This window comes from Acetobacter aceti NBRC 14818 (assembly GCF_000193495.2).
Taxonomy (GTDB): Bacteria; Pseudomonadota; Alphaproteobacteria; order Acetobacterales; family Acetobacteraceae; genus Acetobacter; species Acetobacter aceti.
The window spans coordinates 1,777,108-1,793,667 of sequence record NZ_AP023410.1 but is presented as its reverse complement, the minus strand read 5'-3'; the positions used below and the strand labels follow the sequence as shown (position 1 = coordinate 1,793,667).

At 58.6% G+C, this 16,560-nt stretch carries 15 protein-coding genes and 2 pseudogenes; 11 read left to right on the top strand and 6 right to left on the bottom strand.

Translation table 11 applies throughout. The features are described from left to right. Window positions 1-216: 216 nt before the first annotated feature. Window positions 217-1,461 (bottom strand): UbiH/UbiF/VisC/COQ6 family ubiquinone biosynthesis hydroxylase, encoded by a 1,245-nt coding sequence (locus EMQ_RS08105; protein ID WP_010665882.1) that lies wholly within the window; start codon window positions 1,459-1,461, stop codon window positions 217-219. 212 nt (window positions 1,462-1,673) lie between these two features. Here EMQ_RS08105 and EMQ_RS08100 point away from each other — a divergent pair. Further along, a pseudogene (locus tag EMQ_RS08100) lies at window positions 1,674-1,790 on the top strand (P-II family nitrogen regulator); the annotation flags it as partial. A gap of 15 nt (window positions 1,791-1,805) precedes the next feature. On the opposite strand, the gene EMQ_RS08095 reads toward EMQ_RS08100, so the two are convergent. Then, window positions 1,806-2,630, bottom strand: a complete 825-nt coding sequence (locus EMQ_RS08095; RefSeq protein WP_081617470.1) for an IS5-like element IS12528 family transposase — start codon at window positions 2,628-2,630, stop codon at window positions 1,806-1,808. A 59-nt stretch (window positions 2,631-2,689) separates the two neighbouring features. On the opposite strand from EMQ_RS08095, the pseudogene EMQ_RS08090 reads away from it, so the two are divergent. The 10 genes and pseudogenes from EMQ_RS08090 to rplS form a co-directional block, all read left to right on the top strand. Further along, a pseudogene (locus EMQ_RS08090) lies at window positions 2,690-2,920 on the top strand (P-II family nitrogen regulator); the annotation flags it as partial. A 164-nt stretch (window positions 2,921-3,084) separates the two neighbouring features. Then, complete coding sequence (erpA, locus tag EMQ_RS08085; RefSeq protein WP_010667934.1) at window positions 3,085-3,426, top strand: iron-sulfur cluster insertion protein ErpA; 342 nt, start codon at window positions 3,085-3,087, stop codon at window positions 3,424-3,426. A gap of 121 nt (window positions 3,427-3,547) precedes the next feature. After that, complete coding sequence (locus EMQ_RS08080; RefSeq protein ID WP_010667935.1) at window positions 3,548-4,318, top strand: exodeoxyribonuclease III; 771 nt, start codon at window positions 3,548-3,550, stop codon at window positions 4,316-4,318. 109 nt (window positions 4,319-4,427) lie between these two features. Then, window positions 4,428-5,888, top strand: a complete 1,461-nt coding sequence (locus tag EMQ_RS08075; RefSeq protein ID WP_010667936.1) for an NAD-dependent succinate-semialdehyde dehydrogenase — start codon at window positions 4,428-4,430, stop codon at window positions 5,886-5,888. Window positions 5,889-6,658: 770 nt separating this feature from the next. Continuing rightward, entirely contained in the window at window positions 6,659-7,738 is a 1,080-nt protein-coding gene (locus EMQ_RS08070; protein WP_231367970.1) for a Hint domain-containing protein, read from the top strand. A 215-nt stretch (window positions 7,739-7,953) separates the two neighbouring features. Beyond that, complete coding sequence (gene ffh / locus EMQ_RS08065) at window positions 7,954-9,366, top strand: signal recognition particle protein (protein WP_010667938.1); 1,413 nt, start codon at window positions 7,954-7,956, stop codon at window positions 9,364-9,366. Window positions 9,367-9,410: 44 nt separating this feature from the next. Next, window positions 9,411-9,761, top strand: coding sequence for a 30S ribosomal protein S16 (rpsP, locus tag EMQ_RS08060; protein WP_010667939.1), 351 nt, complete (start codon window positions 9,411-9,413; stop codon window positions 9,759-9,761). A 30-nt stretch (window positions 9,762-9,791) separates the two neighbouring features. Then, complete coding sequence (gene rimM / locus EMQ_RS08055; RefSeq protein ID WP_010667940.1) at window positions 9,792-10,331, top strand: ribosome maturation factor RimM; 540 nt, start codon at window positions 9,792-9,794, stop codon at window positions 10,329-10,331. Next, window positions 10,328-11,059, top strand: coding sequence for a tRNA (guanosine(37)-N1)-methyltransferase TrmD (gene trmD, locus EMQ_RS08050; protein WP_010667941.1), 732 nt, complete (start codon window positions 10,328-10,330; stop codon window positions 11,057-11,059). Before rimM ends, trmD begins: the two co-directional genes overlap by 4 nt. Continuing rightward, complete coding sequence (gene rplS, locus EMQ_RS08045; RefSeq protein ID WP_010667942.1) at window positions 11,056-11,451, top strand: 50S ribosomal protein L19; 396 nt, start codon at window positions 11,056-11,058, stop codon at window positions 11,449-11,451. Before trmD ends, rplS begins: the two co-directional genes overlap by 4 nt. A 352-nt stretch (window positions 11,452-11,803) precedes the next feature. Here rplS and EMQ_RS08040 read toward each other — a convergent pair whose 3' ends face one another. The 4 genes from EMQ_RS08040 to phoB form a co-directional block, all read right to left on the bottom strand. Beyond that, window positions 11,804-13,114 carry a DUF763 domain-containing protein gene (locus EMQ_RS08040; protein ID WP_048874250.1) on the bottom strand — a complete coding sequence of 437 codons (1,311 nt, stop codon included), beginning with the start codon at window positions 13,112-13,114 and terminating at the stop codon, window positions 11,804-11,806. A 318-nt stretch (window positions 13,115-13,432) separates the two neighbouring features. Next, complete coding sequence (gene pstS / locus EMQ_RS08035; protein WP_010666134.1) at window positions 13,433-14,449, bottom strand: phosphate ABC transporter substrate-binding protein PstS; 1,017 nt, start codon at window positions 14,447-14,449, stop codon at window positions 13,433-13,435. A 186-nt stretch (window positions 14,450-14,635) separates the two neighbouring features. Next, complete coding sequence (locus EMQ_RS08030) at window positions 14,636-15,811, bottom strand: sensor histidine kinase (RefSeq protein ID WP_010666135.1); 1,176 nt, start codon at window positions 15,809-15,811, stop codon at window positions 14,636-14,638. Between the two features lie 30 nt (window positions 15,812-15,841). After that, window positions 15,842-16,555, bottom strand: coding sequence for a phosphate regulon transcriptional regulator PhoB (gene phoB, locus EMQ_RS08025; RefSeq protein ID WP_010666136.1), 714 nt, complete (start codon window positions 16,553-16,555; stop codon window positions 15,842-15,844). Window positions 16,556-16,560: the final 5 nt, after the last annotated feature.

Here is a 16,560-nt window from a genome sequence, read left to right as displayed (position 1 = left end):
GCATTCAAAGGTCCGGTTTTCCCGGACCTTTTCTGTTTCTAAGGGCGATAAATTGCGTTTGGGGCCATTATCCCAATGAATGACCCATATGCGAGCGCTGTCCGCATCCGCAAGGGACCGCAGGCCCCTTGATCCCAGTTAAACGGTTTCCAAAGGCGAGCTTTTGGCGGGGTTGTGGGGCAGAGCCCCTGTAACTGTTCTCACAGAAAAGAAGACCTAGACACCCATAGCGTGTTTGACGAACGCCTTGCGCAGTCGTGGCAGGCGCTGAACGGTCGCAATCCCGACATCTCTTGCCAGACGCAGCACCGGATTGTCGTTGCTGAACAGACGATCCAGCGCGTCGGTCGCCACAAACATCATCATGTTTGCAGGGCGGCACCGCGCCTGATAGCGGGCCAGCAGGGCCGGGTTGCCGAGGTCCTCTCCCTTGCCGTGCGCGGTGATCAGGATATCCGAAAGCGCGATCACATCCCGGAAACCGAGATTGAGACCCTGTCCGGCGATTGGGTGAATGCCGTGGGCCGCATCGCCTACCAGCACAAGACGTGTGGCGGTATAACGCTGGGCATACTGCGCAGCGAGCGGATACACCCAGCGACGTCCGACAGGTGTGACGTCTCCCAGTCGGTCACCGATGCGGCGCTTCAGTTCACGCTTGAACTGCTCTTCCGGAAGGGCAGCGATTCGCCGGGCCATCGCATCCTTTTCACTCCAGACAATCGCTGAAAGATTGGGATGCTCGGCGGTTCCGGTCATCGGAAGCTGGGCGAAGGGGCCACCCGGCAGGAAATGCTCAAGCGCGCCGTTGTCATGCGGGTATTCATGGGTGATTGCACAGACGATGCCGCTCTGACCGTAGGCGAGTTTCGTGATGGGAATGCCGGCCTGGGAACGTGTCCGGCTTCCGCGACCGTCTGCGGCGACAAGAAGCTGCGCCCGTATCGTGCGGCCATCCGTAGCTTTTACGGTCACACCGTTTTCATTCCGCACGATCGAGACATCAGCAGGGGCCAGCACCGTCACCAGAGGGGAATTGTGGAGCGTTGCGTTCAGCGCCACGCGCAGGGCGCGGGCTTCCGCCATCCATCCGAACGGCTGTGTCGAGTCCTCACGGGTGAACTCAAGGGACAGCGGGGAAGGAGGCTGCCCCGGCCTGCCGTCCGTGACAAGAATGTCCTCGATGGGGCAGGGGATCTGCGGGAGATGTTCCCAGACACCGGCGGCTTCCAGAAGGTTTTTTGATCCGGCGGCAATGGCGTAGGCCCGTCCGTCGAATTCCGGATTTTCCATCGGCGGAAGCGCTGCCCGGTCCACGACGGTCACGGGAACGCCGTCACGGGCAAGGCGGCATGCCAGCGTGGCTCCTACAGGACCCGCGCCGATGATGCAGACCGCGACGTCCGTGACTGTTTCGCCACGACCTTGTTCACCAGTGCTCTGTTCCGTCGTGCTGGACATACCGAGCCTCCATGAATTCAATAATTTACGCCGGGCCTGCGTGCGTAGAAAACAGCCCGGCCTCTGTGGCGAAACTCATGGCATGCTTTGCGCGTTCGAACCATCCCAGGCGATGTCATCCATATGACGTGACAGGAAGGAAACAATATGCTTCCTTGGCAAAGCCATTACGGCATCGTTGTGAATTTTCTGGTGATTAAAGAGGAAATGGGATGAAGCTCGTCACGGCAATTATCAAGCCCTTCAAGCTCGACGACGTCCGCGACGCGCTCTCGCCGTTGGGGATCCAGGGGCTGACCGTGTCTGAAGTCAAAGGATTCGGTCGTCAGAGCCCTTTTGGAAATTCACGGATGAGCGTTTCGGCGTAGCATGAGGCTTCCCATGGCGATGTGGATCATGGCCTCTGCGACGTCGATCCGCTGTTCGTAGTCCTTCACAAGGCGACGCCAGCGGATCATCCAACCGAAGGTCCGTTCCACAACCCACCGACGCGGCAGGATTTCAAACCCTTTTGCTGTCTCTGACCGCCGGATGATCTCGACTGTGAAGTCGAGAAAAGTGGCCTTATCCATCAACTGGAGGCGGTCATAGGCTCCATCGGCGAACAGGTGCTTCACCCAAGGCCAGCGTTTACGAATGGCATCAAGGATCATCTGTCCTCCTGCACTGTCCGAAATATCGGCTGTTGTCAGCTGGACCAGGAGAAGGCGGCCATCCGTATCAACTGCGATGTGACGTTTCCGACCGACGATCTTCTTGCCTGCGTCATAACCACGTGTCTTTGCGTGGGGTGCCTTGATACTCTGGCTATCAATGACACCACCCGATGGACTGGTTTCGCGTCCTGCCGCTTCACGATCAAGCATCAGACAGACATCATGAATGGTCTGGAACAGGAAACGGCGCATCAGCCTGCGGAACCACCAGTAAACCGTTTGCCATGGGCCAAAATGAACCGGAAGCATCTCCCAACCGCAGCCTGAGCGCACGAGATAGCGCAGAGCATTGATGATCTCACGGAAATCGGTTGTCCGTTTCCGACCACGCCGGTTCGCAGGGGGCATCAGAGGCGCTATGCGCTCCCATTCCTCATCTGTCAGATCAGACGGATAGCGTTTCGTCTTGCGTGTAATTTCGGCCATGCGGCCTCGTTGTGCTGGCGTCCACATCCTGCCTTTGAATCACGCTCAAAACCTCTTGAAAACCTATCATAGCGAATTTCCAAAAGGGCTCTCAGAAAGGGCAGACCGAGATTTATCGCGGCGCGGAGTATCACGTCAGTTTTCTGCCCAAGATCAGGATCGAAATCGCAACCTCTGACGCGCTCGTCGATCAGGTGGTCGAGGCCATTCTCCAGTCCGCGCACACCGGAAAAATCGGTGACGGAAAGATTTTTGTGAGTGATCTCAGTCGCGTCGTGCGTATCCGTACGCGTGAGAGTGGTGACGAGGCGCTCTGATCGGCTTCAAACTGTTCCTTAAATCTTATGAAGGGTGCCGGGCGGGTCGTGTCGATCACCTGTCCGGCCCCTTCAGAGACAGGCGTTAACCAGTTCTTCTGTTGTGAAGCCCTTCTGCTATTGTCCCTCTTCACATTGACGCTTCGACAACCCATTATCTCCCCATGACCCAGAGCTTCACCGTTTCCGACGCCGCCGCCAGACGCATCGCTGAGATCATCGCGAGTAAAGGGGGCGCCGAATCGACGTCCGCCCTTCGCGTTTCCGTTTCGGCGGGGGGGTGCAACGGCTTTCAGTACGAGTTCAAACTCGACCCGGCAACGTCGCCGGATGACTTCGTGGTCACCAGTCAAGGTATCCGCGTCGTGGTCGATCCTGTCAGTCTGGACCTGATGAATGGCGGTGAACTCGACTTTGTCGACAAGCTTATGGGCGCGCATTTTGCAGTCAATAATCCGAATGCGGCCTCTGGCTGTGGATGCGGCACGAGCTTTTCACTCGCCTGACGCTGCTGCTCTTTTCGCTGTGGCCTGATTTTCTTCGTAGCAGAATGAGAGCCCGGCCTTCCCTCGGGTCTGCGGATGCAGGCCATTTTGCACACCCGGTTCACAAGGCCGCCACAACGCCATGAAAATTGCGACCTGGAATGTCAATTCCATCCGTCAGCGTCAGTCTCTTGTCCTCGACTGGTTGAAGCATAATGAACCGGACCTGCTGCTGTTGCAGGAAATCAAGTGCGAGGATCATCTGTTTCCCGCTTCGGTCTTCGAGGAAGCCGGTTACATCTCTCATTGCGTCGGACAGAAATCCTACAACGGAGTGGCGGTTCTTTCCCGCCGTCCGGTTGAGGTGCTGGCCCGTAAACTGCCGGGTCTGAGCGATCCGGAACCACCGGCCCGCTATATTGAGGTCAGGCTTGATTCCCTGACAGTGGGGAACCTGTATCTCCCCAACGGCAACTCCGGCGGTGAAGCCGGTTTTCTTGGCAAGCTCGAATTTCTGGATGCTCTTGCCCGTCATGCGGAAACCATGCTGCGGGCGGACACGGACTTCATTCTCGCTGGCGACTACAACGTCTGTCCGACAGACCGGGATCTTGCGCCCGGCTCATTGCCCGCTACGGATGCGCTCGTCCGCCCTGAAAGCCGCGCCGCTTTCAGGCGCTTGCTCTGGCTTGGTCTGACGGACGCCGTGCGGGCGCTTCACCCGGACGAGACGATTTATACGTTCTGGGACTATCAGGCCGGGGCTTTCAACCGTGATATGGGGCTCCGCATTGACCATCTTCTGCTTTCGCCCGCCGTGGCTGAGCGTCTTGTCAAAGCGGAACCGGACAAGGCCGAGCGGGCGATGCCCCAGCCGTCCGACCACGTTCCTGTCATGATCACGCTGGACTGAAAAACCCTCCAGCGTCAGAAAGGTTAATCTGTCTGGCGTAATGTCATCTGTTTTTCGGTGACTGACAAGCCGGCATCTCAACAGAGCGCCGCTCATCCGGAGGTCCATCATGGGCATTGCCAATCTTTCCGATCCGTCTCTCTTCCGTGAACAGGCCTATATCGCGGGAGAATGGATGACGTCGTCTTCCGGCAAGACGCTGTCCGTCACCAATCCGGCGACGGGTGAAGTGATCGGAACGATTCCGGCCTGTACGGCCGCAGAGACCCAGCGGGCCATCGAAGCCGCTGACCGGGCGCAGGCCAAGTGGAAAACCACCAATCCCGACGAGCGCGCCGACCTGCTGATGGCGTGGTACGATCTGATCCTGAAAAACGCGGACGATCTGGCGCTCATCATGACGGTTGAACAGGGCAAGCCTCTGTCCGAGTCGAAGGGCGAAGTGAAATACGGCGCTTCCTTCATCAAATGGTTCGCGGAGGAAGCCCGCCGTATCAACGGGGCCGTCATCACGCCGCCACAGAAGGACCGCCGCGTTCTCACCGTGAAGCAGCCGGTCGGCACGACCGCCGCTATCACGCCGTGGAATTTCCCCAACGCCATGATCACCCGCAAGTGCGGCCCGGCCTTTGCTGCCGGGTGTAGCATGGTGCTCAAGCCATCCGAACTGACACCTTATTCCGCGCTGACGCTAGCCGTTCTGGCCGAGCGCGCGGGCCTGCCGAAAGGTCTGTTCTCTCTCGTGACCGGCGATGCGAAGGAAATCGGCCCTGAGCTGACCTCCAGCCCGGTCGTGCGCAAGCTGTCCTTTACCGGCTCCACTCATGTTGGCGCGCTGCTGATGAAACAGTCAGCCGACACCATCAAGCGCCTGAGCCTTGAGCTTGGCGGTAATGCGCCGTTCATCATCTTTGATGACGCCGATCTGGAAACGGCTGTTGCTGGTGCTTTGGCCAGCAAATTCCGCAATGCCGGACAGACCTGTGTCTGCGCCAACCGCATCTTTGTTCAGGACGGCATCCACGACCAGTTCGTCGCCCGCATGAAGGAAGAGGTCGCCAAATTCAAGATTGGTAACGGGCTTGAAGAAGGCGTCACGATGGGGCCGCTCATCAACGAAAACGCCGTGAAGAAAGTCCGCGAGCATGTCGAGGACGCTCTGTCCAAAGGGGCCAGCTATGTCAGCGCACCGCTGGAGACGAACGGCAACTTCGCCACGCCTGTCGTGCTGGAAGGCGTGACGACCGAGATGCGCGTGTTCAGCGAAGAAACATTCGGGCCGCTGATGCCGATCTTCAAGTTCAGCGATGAAGCGGAGGTGATCCGCAAGGCCAACGATACGCCGTTCGGACTGGCCAGCTATTTCTTCACGACGGACATGAGTCGGGCATGGCGCGTCGGTGAGGCGCTGGAATATGGCATGGTTGGCGTGAATACCGGCATGGTGTCGATGGAGTGCGCGCCATTTGGTGGTGTGAAGCAGTCTGGGTTGGGTCGTGAGGGTGGCGCGGAAGGCATCGAGGAATTCCTTGAAACCAAGGCGCTGCACATGGCCGGTCTGAAGCTGTAATCTGAAGCATGTATCCAGCCGGACGACAGGTCTGGCTGGATTATTCAGCCTGTTCTGACTCTATTAGCTGAGAGCAGAAACATCAGGGCGGATTTTTTCCTGTTTTCCATTTTTTTGTTGAATTTTATTTACAGAATATAGTGGTTTATTGAAATTTTTCTTCTGATGATGGAATTGAGTGCCTGCTGTGGGAACTGTATCTGCGATATGGCGTTGTAACTGTTATGCTTAAATTATTGTAATACCGAAAAATTGATATCGATTATAAGAATCGTTTTTTAAAATATACATATCCGTAAATTTTTAATTAAAAATGAAAAAATGAGCTTCCATGATTTATCTATCATTAATAAAATAGGCGAAACTCACTCCGTCGCGGAGAGGCATTCGTCATGACCATCTATAATCTCAATTCACAAAATAGCTCTCTGCACACAAGTAGTAGTTCGTTTAGCAAGAATGGAACGAACTATATCAACGTCAATGCGTCTGGAACTTCAATATATCTCGATTCAATCCAGGCTTCTTCATCTGGGACGCAGGTCTATATAAACCAGTCGAACAATGCTGAATTTAATATAGAGATCGGATCAGGAAATATTTCCTCTGATTCGACGGTTGTTTATAATAAAGCAAGCAATATAACGATCATAAATTATGACACGACAGACGGTAGAAGTATCTCTTTCCGCATAACGGGTGATCTTCTGAATCTTGGACCGTCCATAGAGTCCGGATCGCACTACGTTCAGAAGAATCTCACGGATGTCGTGCCTCAGTCTGGCGGTTACTATGAAATTACCGCCTGCTTTCTTGCAGGAACGCTGATCTCGACGGCTTCGGGTGACGTGCGTGTCGAAGATATTCGGGAAGGTGATCTCCTGAATACATGGTCGGATGCGAGCGGTGCTCCTGTCGCGCGCAAGGTGGTGTGGGCTGGAAAATCCCATGCCGTGGTTCGTCCGCTGCCTCATGAAGATGAGGCGGGTTATCCGGTGCGTGTGCTGAAGGATGCAATCGCCCCGGCCGTGCCTGCTCAGGATATGCTGGTGACAGCCGAACACTGCCTGTATCTGGATGGCGGATTTGTGCCCGTCCGGATGCTGGTGAATGGCAGATCCATCTTCTATGACCGGTCCATTCTGTCCTACGATTACTACCACATTGAAACCGAGAGCCACGCCATCATCATGGCTGACGGTGTGCTGACGGAAAGCTATCTCGATACAGGTGACCGTCACTCATTCAGGCAGATTGCCGGAGCGGCCCGGATTGGTAGCCGTGGTCTCCAGTGGGAAACGGATGCTGCGGCCCCGCTGAAAACGGATCGCGCCTTTGTTGAGCCCATTTACCGTCGTATCGAAGCGCGGGCGATTGATGGCGATGTCCCGATGCATGCTGTGGAGCCGGTTCTGACGCAGGATGCGGATCTGCATCTTGTGACGGAAAACGGGCAGATCATCAGGGAATCGCGTCAGGTGGATGGGTACACCGCCTTCCGCCTTCCGTCCGGCGTCAAGTCGGTCAGGATCGTGTCCCGCACCAGCCGTCCCAGCGATGTCATGGGAGTGTTTGTGGATGACCGGCGCTCGCTTGGTGTCGCTATCGGAGAGATCAAGCTGTTTGACAGCGGCAAGCCGTATGTCCTGACCTCGCATCTGACGGAGACGGAACTGTCTGGTTGGCAGTGTCGCGATGCGGAAGGTGCGCGATGGACGGACGGCAACGCGTTTTTGTCGTTCGAAGAGCATGAAACCGGCGCGTTTGCCCAGCTTGCCATGCAGGTTCTTGCTGGCGGTCCTTATCGGCTTGCCGATGCGGCCGGAGCCGACGAGGTTCAGAGCGCGTAAGCTTCGAACTGCGTAACAGAGTTAAAGTGGTATTCGACAACACCGCTGCCCAACTGACGGGCAGCGGTGTTTTTTTTATGCGATCCGGCGTCCGGGAATTGGGTCTTTCCGTTTGACTCCTGCCTCCGTGGGGCGTAGGAGCATGATCCACACATAAGTCACGCCACCCCGCGAGTATTCGCGCAGTGGCGCGTATTCTTTTGGGGAAACGGTTCTTGTTCGAATCTCTGTCCGACAAGTTTTCCGGCGTTATTGGCGATCTCGGCAAGCGCGGCACGCTGACCGAGGCCGACGTTGCGGAGGCCATGCGCGAGGTTCGGCTGGCGATGCTGGAGGCCGACGTCGCGCTTCCGGTCGTCAAGGACTTCGTCAACAAGGTCAAGGAGCGTTCGGTCGGCGCGGAGGTGCTGGAAAGCATCTCTCCGGGTCAGGCTGTCGCCAAGATCGTCAATGATGCGCTGATCGACGCCCTTGGCGGTGCTGGCGCTGTCCCCCTGAATCTGAACGCAGCTCCGCCTGTGCCGATCCTGATGGTCGGTCTGCAGGGCTCGGGCAAGACCACCACATCCGGCAAGATCGCCCTGCGTCTCGCGACCCGCGAGCGCAAGAAGGTGCTGCTGGCCTCGCTCGATACGCAGCGTCCTGCCGCCCAGCTCCAGCTTCAGCAGTTGGCCGAGCGTGCGAAAGTCGCGTCACTGCCGATCATCGCTGGTCAGACACCGGTCGAGATCGCCAATCGTGCGATGGATACGGCGCGCCGCGAAGGCTATGACGTCGTCATTCTCGATACGGCAGGCCGTCTGTCCATCGACGAAGCGCTGATGGATGAAGTCCGTCAGATCCGCGACGTCACACACCCGGCTGAAACGCTGCTCGTTGTCGATGCGATGACGGGTCAGGATGCCGTCAACACGGCCAAGCTGTTTAACGAGGCCGTGGGCGTTTCCGGCGTTGTCATGACCCGTATGGATGGTGACGCCCGTGGCGGCGCCGCGCTGTCCATGCGTGCGATCACCGGCGCGCCGATCAAGCTGACCGGTTCGGGCGAAAAGCTGGACGCGCTGGAGGAATTCCATCCGGAGCGTGTTGCTGGCCGTATCCTCGGCCTTGGTGACATCGCCGGACTGGTCGAGAAAGCTGCTGATACGCTCGATCAGGAAGAGGGAGAGCGGCTGGCCAAGAAGATGATGGCTGGCAAGTTCGATCTCGACGACTATGTGTCGCAGATCAAGCAGATCCAGAAGATGGGCTCGATCTCGGGCATCCTCGGGATGCTGCCGGGCATGGGCAAGATGAAGGACATGGTGGACGAGAAGAAACTCGACACCACGATCTTCAAGAAGCATCAGGCCATCATTTCCTCCATGACCAAGGCGGAGCGCAAGACGCCCGACATCATCAAGGCGTCGCGCAAGAAGCGTATCGCCGCCGGGTCTGGAACCACAGTTCAGGAAGTCAACAAGCTGCTCAAGCAGTTCGATGACATGTCCACCATGATGAAGCGGGTCAACAAGCTCGGGCTGAAAGGCCTGATGCGACAGGCCTCCGCGCTCATGTCCGGGGGCGGCATGCCGGGAGGCCCCGGCGGCTTCCCCGGTGGTCCCGGTGGCCGGCCTCCCTTCGGCTGACCTGTCCCCTTTTTATCTTTTTCTGGCTTTACCGGAGTAGTTGAATGAGCCTCAAAATCCGCCTTGCACGCGCTGGTGCGAAGAAGCGTCCTTACTATCACATCGTGATCGCAGACAGCCGTTCACCGCGCGATGGCCGCTTCATCGAGAAGGTTGGCGCGTACAACCCGATGCTGCCGTCCGATCACGCTGATCGCGTGAAGCTGACGAACGAGCGCATCACGCACTGGCTGTCGCAGGGCGCTCAGCCGACCGACCGTGTCGCCCGTTTCCTTGGTAACGCTGGCCTGATCGCGAAGCCGACCTGGAACGAGCAGCCGAAGCAGTCCGCGCCGAAGAAGAAGGCGCAGGAGCGTGCGAAAGCCGCTGCTGCCGCTGCTGAAGCCGCGGCTTGAGGCTGAGAGACCGGAAGACGCTTTCTCGCCATGACCGACGAACGCATCCAGATTGGAGTCATAGGGAGGCCGCACGGTGTGCGCGGGCTTGTGCATGTGCACAGCTACGCCACCGATGAGGACTCTCTGGTCTCCTATGGTGTGCTGACGGACGATCGTGGTGATCGCTGGACGCTGAACTGGCGTTCGGGCGGTGTGGCGGAACTGCGCGATGCGCAGGGAAAGCCGCTTGCCGACCGGACGGCGGCGCAGGCGCTGGTCAACCGCAAGCTCTATGTCAGCCGCGACGTGCTGCCCGAGCCGGACGAGGACGAGTTCTATCACAGTGACCTGCTCGGTCTGGACGCTGTGGAAGAGGGAGCTTCGATCGGCAAGGTCGTCACGGTGCATGATTATGGCGCGGGCACGAGTCTCGAACTCGATACCGGCCTGATCCTGCCGTTCTCCAAGGCCTGTGTGCCCGAAATCGATTTTCCCAACCGTCGCATGATCGTCGTGCGTCCGGTGGAGGTGATCGGTGAGGAAGAGCACGCGCCGAAAGAGAAGGTCACAAAGGGTGCTTCGGCATGAGCTGGACAGCGACGATCCTCACCCTGTTCCCCGAGATGTTTCCGGGACCGCTTGGCCAGTCTCTGGCCGGTCGGGCGCTGGAGAACGGAACGTGGAACTGCGATGTGCGCGACCTGCGGGCCTTCGGGCTCGGACGTCACAACGCCGTGGACGACACGCCCTTTGGTGGCGGTGCGGGCATGGTGATGCGTGCGGATGTGGTGGACACGGCGCTGGACTCGGTCTCGCGGCAGGATGGCGCTCCGTGCGTCTATCTGACCCCGCGTGGTCGTCCGCTGGCGCAGGCCGATATCCGTCGTTACGTGGCGGGGCCGGGCGTGACCCTGCTCTGCGGGCGTTACGAAGGTGTGGACGAGCGCGTTCTGGAAGCACGCTCCATCGAGCAGATCTCGATCGGGGATTACGTGCTTTCGGGTGGGGAGACGGCGGCGCTGGTGCTGCTGGATGCCTGCGTGCGGCTGCTGCCCGGCGTCATGGGCTCTGCGGAAAGCAGTGTCGAGGAAAGCTTTTCCGACGGTCTTCTTGAATATCCTCACTATACCCGCCCCGCCGAATGGCAGGGCCGCACGGTGCCGGACGTCCTTCTGTCCGGAAACCACGCGGCGATTGCCCGTTGGCGGCGCGAACAATCCGAGCGGGTCACGCGCGAGCGTCGGCCCGACCTGTGGGCAGCCCATCTGTCGCACAGTAGTTCCAGACCATCCGTTCAGGAAGGACAGTCCCTATGAACATCATCCAGCAGTACGAGGCCGACGAAATCGCTCGCCTCACCGCCATCCGTGAAGTGCCTGTTTTCCAGGCTGGCGACACCGTCCGCGTGTCCGTCCGCGTCAAGGAAGGCGAGCGCGAGCGCGTTCAGGCTTACGAAGGCGTTGTCATCGCCCGTTCCAACAAGGGCCTGAACAGCAACTTCACGGTTCGTAAGATCTCCAATGGTGAAGGCGTGGAGCGTGTATTCCCGCTCTATGCGCCGACCCTTGCCGAGATCAAGGTTGTTCGTCGTGGTAAGGTGCGTCGCGCGAAGCTGTACTATCTGCGTGGCCGTAGCGGTAAGTCCGCTCGTATCGCCGAGCGTCCCCGTGACGTGACGCCGGCTGCCAAGGCAAAAGCCAGCGCCTGATATTATTCAGGTGTTCTGCCCGGAAAATCCTTAATGGGTTTCCGGGCAGAAAGGCTTTCAACGCTGGTTTCACAGCGTTCCGTCAGTCCTGACTGGCGATGGTGGTGATGCACTGAACGAGCTGAAATAAATGCCGTATCAGTTTGATCCACATATCATGCGATGCTTCAGATCGGCTTCTACGCTGTCAGTCTGAGCCGCTCTCTTATATTTTCATAAAATCTGACACGGACTTTCCGTGGCTCGCGACAGTTTTCCTTAAATGGAAAATCTGTGTGAACTGCGACTCCGTCATAGTGCAAACAGCGTTATATAGTCGCCTGCCGAGATTGGTTCAGGAAGCGGAGCTGTCTCAAGACGTAAGAGCAAACCGGGGTGGCCTACGTTTTTTCCCAGTCGGAGCGGTTCCAGCCTTCGGTCGCTCTGCTTTTACTTTTGATGGTGGCTCCCAGCCAAACACACTCCGTCCACCATAGGCATGAGAGCGCGTTCTTTCAGACGCAATATGCTCGTCCAGTGACGGACCTGAGACCCATTGCTCCAGATGTCGCGCCTGAGCGTCCAGCCTGCGGATAGCCTCAAGTCGTTCCTCATTCCCCAGACTCGCCTGTTCGACAGCGCCTTTCAGCATGGCGATCGTGCGATCATACACCTCTGTCGGCACAGGGAAGGGGTGACGATCTTTTCCACCATGCGCCATGGAGAACCGTGCCGGATCGGCGAAACGGCATGGCGTTCCATGCACAACTTCCGCCACCATGGCCAGCGCTTCCACGGTTCTCGCCCCAACTCCCGGCGTTAGCAGCAGATCCTGAAAATCCTCCGGCCCCCGATCCGCCGCTGCGGCAAGAGCGCCATGCAGTCGTCGGATCATCACGTCATCAGAGCGCACATCGTGATGTTCCGGCATGACGAGGTGCGGTAACATCCCCTGTGCCGGTGGAGCCTGTTCTGCGGCTCTCAGTGCGGATACTTCACGCGCCACCTTATCCGGTCCCAGATCACGCAACAGGTCCAGTTGCGCGATACGACTCCTGTCCGCACGGCGATCGGCAAGATTAACAATATTCCCCTGCGGTTTTCCGTCGATAGCGCTGTGAGGATCGGCAACGAAGCTCGTCAGCCCTTCCGACAGCCAGTGATAACGGCGGGCATACCGGCTTTCTCCGTTCATACCCTGCTGCACGACCACCCAGCGGCCATCATCCGCCAGAACGAAGCTGTGCAGATACAGGTTGAAGCCGTCCTGAACCGCAGCACTGTCGACCTTGGCGACCAGCCGGCTTGCCCGTGCGAGCGCCGCACCATCCAGTCCGGTCATGTCAGCCACAGCGGTCAGTTCATCCGGTGTATGGCGGGAATGTCGGCCGCGACCGCCACAGACATGCAGGCCCAGTTCATCGGATAAGGGCGCCAGTCCGCGCTTGAGAGCCCCCATCACACTGGTTGTGATGCCTGACGAATGCCAGTCCATGCCCATGACAGCACCGAAGGACTGGAACCAGAAGGGATGGGCCAGACGTCGCAGAAATTCATCGCGTCCGTAATGATGGACAATGGCCTGAGTGATCACGGCCCCCAGACTGCTCATCCGGTCGGCAAGCCATTGCGGCACGCGACCGCCGTGCAGCGGCATATCGGCACTTCCGGATCGACGCGTCATGTCCACTCACCCTGCTTTCGCCTTGAGGAATGGTTTTATCAGTTATTCGCCATGCTTGGTATCGCAGTATCGGAAGCCGAGGTGCCATCTGTGATGGGGCGTTTCCAAAACGACAGGTGGGATGTGTTCAGTCTGCATTCCTGATGGAACGGACTGACAGAAAGCATTTTGATTTTTACAGGGGATACAGTGCATGCCGTTCTCTGCCGAACTTCATGACCGGATCATTTTTCCGTAGGGCAGGGATATCCTACCGGAGAAAGTCTGACAGTTTTCAGAGGTGCTCCGGGCCTCAGCCCGGAGCGATAAGGCAAACTATTATTTCTTGCCCGGATAACCGGCTTCGATCTTCTGCTTCACGCTTTCTGGCAGCGCAACATAATCGAGCTTCTGAGCCGTTGCATCGCCCGTGCGGAAAGAGTGATCGAAGAACTTGTAAACCGCATCGGCGCGAGCCGCATCCTTCGGATTGGTCGGAACCAGCACGAATGTCGCGGACACGATCGGCCACACGTTCTTGCCAGCGCCGTTCAGCAGGTCGACAGCGAAGTGTGAGGCATGATCCCAGTCAGCCGAAGCCGCAGCGGCGGAGAAGCTGCCGAGGTCAGGCGATACGAACTCGCCATCCTTGTCCTGCAGCTGGACCGTCGGGATGCTGTTGCGACGGGCATAGGCATACTCGACGTAGCCGATGCCACCTTCTGTCGCACGCACGGAGGAACCGACGCCGTCATTGCCGCGGGCACCTGCACCACCAGCCCACTGAACGGATGTCGCTGCGCCGACCTGGTCTTTCCAGTCAGCAGACATCTTCGTCAGGTAGGAGGTGAACACAAAGGTTGTGCCGGAGCCATCTGCGCGGTGCACAGGTGCAATGGCGGTGTCCGGCAGAGAGACGCCCGGGTTGAGCGCTACGATCTTCGGGTCATTCCAGTTGGAGATCTTGCCGAGATAGATATCGGCCAGCACGGAGCCGTTCAGCTTCAGCTGGTTGGATGCAACACCCGGAATGTTGACGATCGGCACGATGCCGCCGATGACCGTCGGAAACTGATAAAGGGCGGAAGACGCCAGCTTGCTGTCAGCCATCGGTGCATCGGAAGCGCCAAAGTCGACTGTGCGGGCCGTCACCAGATTCTGGCCAGCACTGGAGCCAACGCTCTGATAGTTCAGGGAAACGCCAATCGCCGACTTCGCACCGTCGCCCCAGGCCTGATAGATCGGTGCGGCAAAGCTCGAACCAGCACCAGTGATATCGGCAGCATGCGCTCCGTGGGCCATGACCGGTGCCGCCGTCAGCAGAAGAGCGGTGAGAAAACGGGTTTTGTTGAGCATTCCCAACTCCATTGAAATAGCGCGGCGGCCGATGGGACCGGGCCGCCGATGCATCGCTCTACCTCACAGAACCTGTGAGGGAAAATGATGAGTTGATGACAATCCCCTGAAAACTGACACTGATCCTGCGTCTTTGCCAGAGGACCGGGACGAGAAGGCTGACCATTGGGAAAATGGTGGATGGACCTAGCCGCGGATTTCGCGCCCGCAGGGCAGCCAGACCTCGCAGCGGGTGCCCTGTCCGATCCGGCTGGTGATTTCCAGACATCCGTCATGTCGATCCACGATATGCCGGACAATCGCCAGCCCAAGTCCATAGCCGGAGGCGGGCGCGTTGCGACTTCCTTCCACCCTGTAGAATCGCTCCGTCAGACGGGGGAGATGCTCCTCGGCGATACCGACACCGTTGTCCTGCACGACAAACGCCACCCCCGGTCGTCCCAGAAGGATCTTTTGCTCCGCAGACAAGGAAATCCTGACGGGACGGCCGTCCGTGCCTGCATATTTCACGGCATTTTCGACAAGATTTACAAGGACCCGGATAATCTGCTCCTGATCTCCGGGAACAGGGATATCCGTCGCCTTTGCCTCCAGCTGTACATTCTTTGCCGCGCACAGACTGCTCAGTTCATCACGGACAAGTTCGATGACCTGTTTTGCATTCATGCTGCCCCGTGGCTTGCGGTGTTCCAGCATTTCGGCGCGGGACAGTTCCAGCAACTGCTCGATCAGGCGCTGCATCCGGTGCGCCTGAGCCGCCATGATCGCCAGAAACTGTTGCTGGGCGGCCGGGTCATCGGCGGCGGGACCACGAAGGGTCTCGATGAAGCCGATCAGGGCCGTCAGTGGCGTACGCAGTTCGTGGCTGGCATAGGCTACGAAGTCGGAACGCATTCTCTCAACGGCGTCCCGCTCAGAACAGTCCGTCAGAATGGCCAGAATATGGGCCGGTCCGGTTGCCAGCACCTCCGGTAACAGACGGAGATCAACCCGTACGACCCGGCGTACAGGGACTGTCAGCACAAACTCGGCGCTGGCCTGAACCGTGACGCCATTGAGATGCCGCATGGCTGAAAACACGTCCGGATAACGCATGATCGTGCCAAGAGTATCGCCAAAGGCTTCGCGTGCCTCGATGTTGGCGAAACGAAGCGCGCCATGACCATCCAGAAGGACGGCTGCTTCCGGAAGAAGATCGAGCACTTCTTCCAGAGAGACCGAGGATGTGCCGACTTCTTCCCGCCTGGCTCGCACGCTGCCCGGCAGCACGCGGGACAGGCTGCGTCCCCGCAGGATCCATCCGGCCAGTCCACCTGTCAGCCAGACAGGCAGCAGGCAGGCCACAATATCTGCCGCCGTCATGTCCCGCTCTTTCCGAGAAGCGCAGGGATGTTATTCGCCCTCGCTGTCCAGCGCGTAGCCCGCCGAACGCACGGTACGGATCAGATCCTTCTCGTCTGGTCCGTTGATCTCCTTGCGCAGCCGCCGGATATGCACATCCACTGTGCGGATTTCGACATGGATATTCTCGCCCCAGATCGACCGCAGGATTTCCTCCCGTGAAAAGACCCGCCCCGGACGACGCATGAAGAATTCGAGCAGACGGAATTCCGTCGGGCCAAGCTGCACCGAGCGTCCGCCACGCTCCACGCGGTGTTTGACCAGATCCAGCACGATGTCCTCGAACGCCAGCGTTTCCGCAGGCGCCTGAGTCCGGCGCAGCAACGCCTTGATCCGGGCTTCCAGCGTCGCCATGCTGACAGGCTTGGTCAGATAGTCATCAGCACCTGTCTCAAGACCACGGATCGAATCCGCTTCCTCGGCGCGGGCCGTCAGCATGATGATTGGCAGTTCGTGGCCGCCGGGAGAGGCTCGAAAGCGACGGCAGAGGTCAAGCCCGCTCGCCCCACCCGGCAGCATCCAGTCCAGCAGGACCAGAGCGGGGCGGAAGCTGGAAAAGGCGGCCTGCGCTGACTCGCTTTCGCCAGCGACCTCGACCCGGTATCCCTGCTTTTCCAGATTGTAGCGCAGCATGACCTGCAGGGCAGGATCATCCTCCACCACAAGAATACGCAATCCACTGTTACCGGATGTCTCCGACATCATATTCC